4 protein-coding genes and 1 pseudogene are annotated in these 5,431 nt (G+C 64.5%); 2 read left to right on the forward strand and 3 right to left on the reverse strand.

Annotation, left to right across the window (positions count from 1 at the left end):
• Positions 1-122: 122 nt before the first annotated feature.
• Positions 123-1,136, forward strand: coding sequence for a nicotinate-nucleotide--dimethylbenzimidazole phosphoribosyltransferase (gene cobT, locus A3764_RS00200; protein ID WP_067921184.1), 1,014 nt, complete (start codon positions 123-125; stop codon positions 1,134-1,136).
• A gap of 3 nt (positions 1,137-1,139) precedes the next feature.
• On the opposite strand, the gene A3764_RS00205 is transcribed toward cobT, so the two are convergent.
• Both A3764_RS00205 and A3764_RS00210 read right to left on the reverse strand, forming a co-directional pair.
• On the reverse strand, positions 1,140-3,065 hold the full coding sequence (locus A3764_RS00205; protein ID WP_067921187.1) for a cation:proton antiporter domain-containing protein: 1,926 nt from the start codon (positions 3,063-3,065) through the stop codon (positions 1,140-1,142).
• Positions 3,066-3,084: 19 nt separating this feature from the next.
• Positions 3,085-3,540: an Lrp/AsnC family transcriptional regulator gene (locus A3764_RS00210; RefSeq protein ID WP_067921191.1), complete on the reverse strand. Its 456-nt coding sequence runs from the start codon at positions 3,538-3,540 to the stop codon at positions 3,085-3,087.
• A gap of 156 nt (positions 3,541-3,696) precedes the next feature.
• On the opposite strand from A3764_RS00210, the gene hppD reads away from it, so the two are divergent.
• The gene (gene hppD, locus A3764_RS00215) at positions 3,697-4,794 is read left to right on the forward strand and encodes a 4-hydroxyphenylpyruvate dioxygenase (protein ID WP_067921189.1); all 1,098 of its coding nucleotides are present in this window, start codon (positions 3,697-3,699) and stop codon (positions 4,792-4,794) included.
• Between the two features lie 138 nt (positions 4,795-4,932).
• Here the strand turns inward: hppD and A3764_RS00220 are convergent.
• Positions 4,933-5,431 (reverse strand): annotated as a pseudogene (locus A3764_RS00220) (hypothetical protein); the annotation flags it as partial.

Genomic DNA, 5,431 nt, shown 5'->3' on the forward strand with positions numbered 1-5,431 from the left:
CGAAACCGGCGAGCGGGTGGCGGGCGGCGTCGTTTTCCGGCATCGGGCTGGTCCTTTCGAGTGTTGTCCGGGGGCGCTTGTTGGGTAAAGAGGCGGCAGTCTTCTTGCAATGAGGTTCGCCGATGACAGCCGCTTTTTCCGATCTGGACGATGTCCGCACCCTGTTGCGGGAGATGCCGCTGGCCGATGAGGATGCGGCGGCGGATGCCCGTGCGCGCGACGGCCAGTTGACCAAGCCGCCGGGCTCGCTCGGACTGTTGGAGGATCTGGCGGTCTGGTACCGGGGGTGGCGCGGCGGCGCGCGGGCGGAGATCACGCGCCCGCAGATCATCGTGTTTGCTGGCAACCACGGTGTCGCGGCACGCGGCGTTTCCGCTTTTCCCGCCGAGGTGACGGCGCAGATGGTGGCCAATTTCCAGCACGGCGGGGCGGCGATTAACCAGTTGGCCCGCGTGGCCGGGGCGAAATTGGATGTGGTGCCGCTGGAACTGGACCGGCCCACGGCGGATTTCACGCAAGAACCCGCCATGGATGTGGCGGACTGCATGGCGGCCCTGCGGGCCGGGTGGGATGCCGTCGACGCCCATGCCGATGTGCTGGTGGTCGGTGAGATGGGCATTGCCAATACCACCGCGGCGGCGGCCATCGCCTGCGCTCTGCTGGGCGGCTCGGCGGAGGACTGGACGGGCCGTGGTACCGGGGTGGACGATGCGGTGTTACGCATCAAGGCATCGGTCGTGGCCGACGGGGTCGCGCGCCATGCCGAAGCGGGCGACGGGCTGGAGGTGCTGCGCTGCCTTGGCGGGCGCGAGTTGGCGGCTATGGCCGGGGCCATCCTGCGCGCGCGGCATCTGCGTATTCCCGTCATCTTCGACGGGTTCATATGCTCTGCCGCCGCCCTGTGCCTGCACCACGCGGGGCCGGGCGCGCTCGATCATGCGGTCGCGGGTCACCTCAGTACCGAGGGCGGCCATGGGCGGCTCTTGGAGGCGATGGATAAGGCGCCCATGCTGTCGCTGGGCCTGCGCCTTGGCGAAGCCTCCGGCGCCGCGGTGGCGATCAGCGTGCTGAAGGCGGCGCTGGCCTGCCACGTGGGCATGGCCACCTTTGCCGAAGCGGGAGTCAGCGACGGCTGAGGGTCAGGCGCTCTTCTTCTCCTGATCCACGCGGTTGAGGAAGGCGGTTTCCAGGTCCTTCTGGAGCTCCTTCGCGCGGGCCACATAGGCCTTGTTCTCTGCCGGGGGCACGTCGGGCCGCCAGAGCTTGGCGAGTTCGCGCACCGACTCCCTGTCGTGGGTGTAGAACATGCGCTGCGCCTCGGAGGCTTCGAACTCCGACAGGCCCATCTGTTCCAGCACGTAGCGGCCCGCCCGCAGCGAACTGTCGAACATTTCGCGCACGATATCGTCGGCCCCGGCCTGGAACTGCTGGTAGACATCCGTGCGGTCATGGGCCCGGGTGACGATGTGCAGATCGGGCCGCTGGCGGCGGGCATAGGCGATCAGATGCAACGCGGCCTTGGGGTCGTCCAGCGCCACGACGAGCACGCGCGCGTCCTTCAGCCCCGCCTTGCGCAGAATGTCGGGCCGGGTCGGATCACCGAGGAACGCCTTGAACCCGAAGCGCCGCATGACCGCGATGGTATCGGGGTTGTGGTCCAGCACAACCGTCTTGAACCCGCTGGCCTGCACCAGCCGGTTCACCATCTGGCCGAAGCGCCCCACGCCGGCGATGATCACCGGGCCTTCTTCGTCGATCTCGTCGGGGGTGATGACCCCGCTTTCCTCCATCCGTTTGCTGATGATGTCATATAGGATGAAGAGTAACGGCGTGATGAGCATGGAAAGCGCGATGACCAGCAGCAGCGTTTCGGCCACGTCGCCGGGGATCACGCTGGTGGCCACCGAGAAGCTGACCAGTACGAAGCCGAATTCACCGGCCTGTGCCAGCGCCAGCGAGAACAGCCAGCGGTCGCGGCCCTTGAGGTTGAAGACCGACGCCAGCCCGTAAAGGATCAGCCCCTTCACGATGATGACGAGCAGCGCCATGCCCACCAGCAGGGGCGCATCGGCAAAGAGCAGCTCGAAATTGATGCCAGCCCCCACGGTGATGAAGAAGAGGCCCAAGAGCAGCCCCTTGAAGGGTTCGAGGTCGGTTTCCAGTTCATGCCGGAATTCGCTGGAGGCGAGCACCACACCGGCGAGGAAGGCCCCCAGCGCGGGCGACAGCCCCACCAGCATCATCAAAAAGGAAATGCCCACCACGATAAGCAGCGCGATGGCGGTATACATCTCACGCAGGTTGGCCGAATGGATGTAACGGAACACCGGGCGCGTGGCGAAGATGCCCGTCACGATGATCGCCGCGATGGCCCCCAGCGTGACCAGTGTGACTCCCCAGCCCGGCAACGCCTCAATGAAGTTCATCGCCTTGTAGGCGGCCTCCGCCCCCTGCGAGACCTCGCCGCCGTGGGCGCCCACGGCCTTGTGCGCATCTTCGACCTGTTCGGGATCGACGGAGATCGACCCGTCCGGCAGCACCCCGGCGAGCGAGCCAAGCGCCAGCAGCGGCAGGAAAGCCAGTATGGGAATGACCGCGATGTCCTGCGTCAGCAGAACGGAAAAGACATTGCGCCCCCCCGCGGTCTGCATCAGCCCTTTCTCGGAAAGGGTCTGCAGCACGATGGCGGTGGAGGAAAGCGACAGGGTAAGGCCGATGGCCAGCGCTACGGACCAGCTTTGCCCATAGGCCATGGCGATGCCCATGATCGCCGCGGTCGACAGGATCACCTGCAGCCCGCCAAGGCCCAGCAGCTTGTGCCGCATGTCCCACAACGCGCGCGGTTCGAGTTCGAGCCCGATCAGGAACAGCATCATCACCACGCCGAATTCGGCGAAATGCTGAAGGTCCTTCGTTTCCGATCCGACCAGCCCGAAGACCGGCCCGATCAGGATGCCCGCCGCGAGGTAGCCCAGCACGGAACCGAGGCCGAGCCGCGCGGCAAAGGGCACCGCCACCACGGCGGCGGCAAGGTAAATCGAGGCTTGGAACAGGAAACCTTCCATGGCAGTCCTTTCGAGAGCTTCAGGTGGGCAGGGGCCCGTCTTTTTTCAGTTGATCCATGACGATCTGGCTATGTACACGCGCCACGGCCGAATGTGGTAGCAAAACATCGTGTATCAGGCGGTTGAGGCTGGGCAGATCGGCGCAATAGACCCGCAACAGATAGTCCGCATCGCCGGTCATTGTCCATGCGCTCACGATTTCCGGACGGGTGTCGAGCAGGCGCGCGAAACTGGCCGAATGTTCCGGTCCATGGGTGCCCAGATGCACCTGCACGAAGCCCTGCACATTCAGACCCAGCCGCGCGGGATCGAGCCGGGCGGTATAGGCTTCGATATAGCCCTCCATCTCAAGCCGTTGACGCCGCCGCCCGGCCTGCGAAGGCGACAGGTTCAACTGCGCCCCCAGTTCGCTGCTGGTCAGATGGGCGTTCTTCTGCAGCGCCGCCAAAAGCCGCGTATCGGTGTCATCCAGCATATGCGCAATCTCCGCACGGTTCCGCAGCATCATGCCCAGAACGCGTGAGAAAGACCAGAGAACGGATCGAGATTGCGCAGATCGCGCGGCTCTCCGCTGGTAGAATTGCGTCATACCGGCCAGCCCGGATTTCATCCATAGAAAGAGGAGAACCCCATGGGTCCCTTCCCGCATGACGCCCCCAAATCCCGTATCACGCCGGAGAACCCGGCAGGCACCGACGGTTTCGAATTCGTCGAATTCGCCGCGCCCGATCCGCAGGAACTGCGCGATCTTTTCAGCCGCATGGGTTATGCCCATGTCGCCAACCACAAGACGCAGAAGATCGAGCTTTGGCAGCAGGGGGACATTACCTATATCCTCAACGCCGAGCCGGACAGCTTCGCGGCCCGCTTCGTCGAAGAGCACGGGCCCTGTGCCCCGTCGATGGGCTGGCGCGTGGTGGATGCCGAGAAGGCGCTCGCCCACGCCTTGGCCCACGGGGCGGAGGAATACACCGGCGGGGGCAAGGTGCTGGACGTGCCGGCCATCATGGGCATCGGCGGCTCGCTGATCTATTTCGTCGACCGCTACTACGATACCTCGCCCTACAACTGGGAATATGACTGGATCGCCACGTCAAAGCCCGACGGCGTGGGGTTCTACTACCTCGATCACCTGACGCATAACGTCTTCAAGGGAAACATGGACAAGTGGTTCAAGTTCTACGGGGATCTGTTCAACTTCAAGGAAATCCGCTTCTTCGACATCGAGGGTAAATTCACCGGCCTGTTTTCGCGCGCGCTGACCTCGCCCTGCGGGCGTATCCGCATCCCCATCAACGAGGACAGGGGCGAAACCGGGCAGATCGTTTCCTACCTGAAGAAGTACAAGGGCGAAGGCATCCAGCATATCGCCGTGGGCGCGCGCAATATCTACGACGCCACCGATGCCATCGCGGAGAACGGCCTCACCTTCATGCCGGGGCCCCCGGACACCTATTACGAACTGAGCCGCGACCGGGTGCAGGACCACGAAGAACCGCTCGACCGGATGAAGAAGCACGGGATCCTGATCGACGGCGAAGGTGTGCTGGACGGAGGGGAAACGCGTATCCTCCTGCAGATCTTTTCGAAAACCGTGATCGGCCCGATCTTCTTTGAATTCATCGAACGCAAGGGCGACGACGGCTTCGGAGAGGGCAATTTCAAGGCGCTCTTCGAGAGCATAGAGCAAGAACAGATCGACAGCGGCGAACTGAAGGCCGACGCCTGAGCGCGAGGACGCGCGTCCCGCTTCCAAATGGTTCAAAATCCCCGCCGGAGGCATCTAAATCTTTCGGCGCATCGAAAGAGTTTTCTTACCTTCGGTGAGGATTTTTTGCCATTTGGAAGAACCGGTGGGGGGAGGCAATCAGCCCTGCGGGATCGTCAGGACGACGTCGCGCCCGCGTTTGCGGTAGCGCAGTTCGCTGTCGCCGATGGCCGAAACGCGGCCCCCGTCGATGCGGTCGCCCACGACGACCTTCTGGTAGCGCCCGTTGCCGAGCCGGACGAGCGCGCGGCGGCTCGATGGTTTGCCGTAGACGCCGATCAGGTTCACCTTTCGCAGGTTGATGGCGTTCCGCACGGTTGCCTGTTTGGCCACGGTGGTCTTGCTGGGAATGCTGGGCGCCACTGTCCGCGGGGCCACGGCGGCCACGCGGGTCGGCTCGGCCCGTTCGGCCTTTTCCACGGTGCGCGCAAAATTGCGCGGGCGGCTGTCGGGCCGGCGGGAAATCACCGTCGCCTGATCCGTCGCGTTCTGGATCGCAGGGGGCGAGGCCAGCGCCACGGTCACGGCGGCGTCCGTTTCTTCCAGTTTGACGGCCGGGGCCGTGGTCACCGCGGCCTGTTGCTGCTGGGACAGGGGC

Source organism: Sulfitobacter sp. HI0129 (assembly GCF_001635395.1).
Classification (GTDB): Bacteria; Pseudomonadota; Alphaproteobacteria; order Rhodobacterales; family Rhodobacteraceae; genus Sulfitobacter.

Coding starts and splice junctions, on each gene's coding strand:
- A3764_RS00210 (WP_067921191.1), bottom strand. CDS start 3,540: ATGCTGGATGACACCGATACGCGGCTTTTGGCGGCGCTGCAGAAGAAC.
- A3764_RS00205 (WP_067921187.1), bottom strand. CDS start 3,065: ATGGAAGGTTTCCTGTTCCAAGCCTCGATTTACCTTGCCGCCGCCGTG.
- cobT (WP_067921184.1), top strand. CDS start 123: ATGACAGCCGCTTTTTCCGATCTGGACGATGTCCGCACCCTGTTGCGG.
- hppD (WP_067921189.1), top strand. CDS start 3,697: ATGGGTCCCTTCCCGCATGACGCCCCCAAATCCCGTATCACGCCGGAG.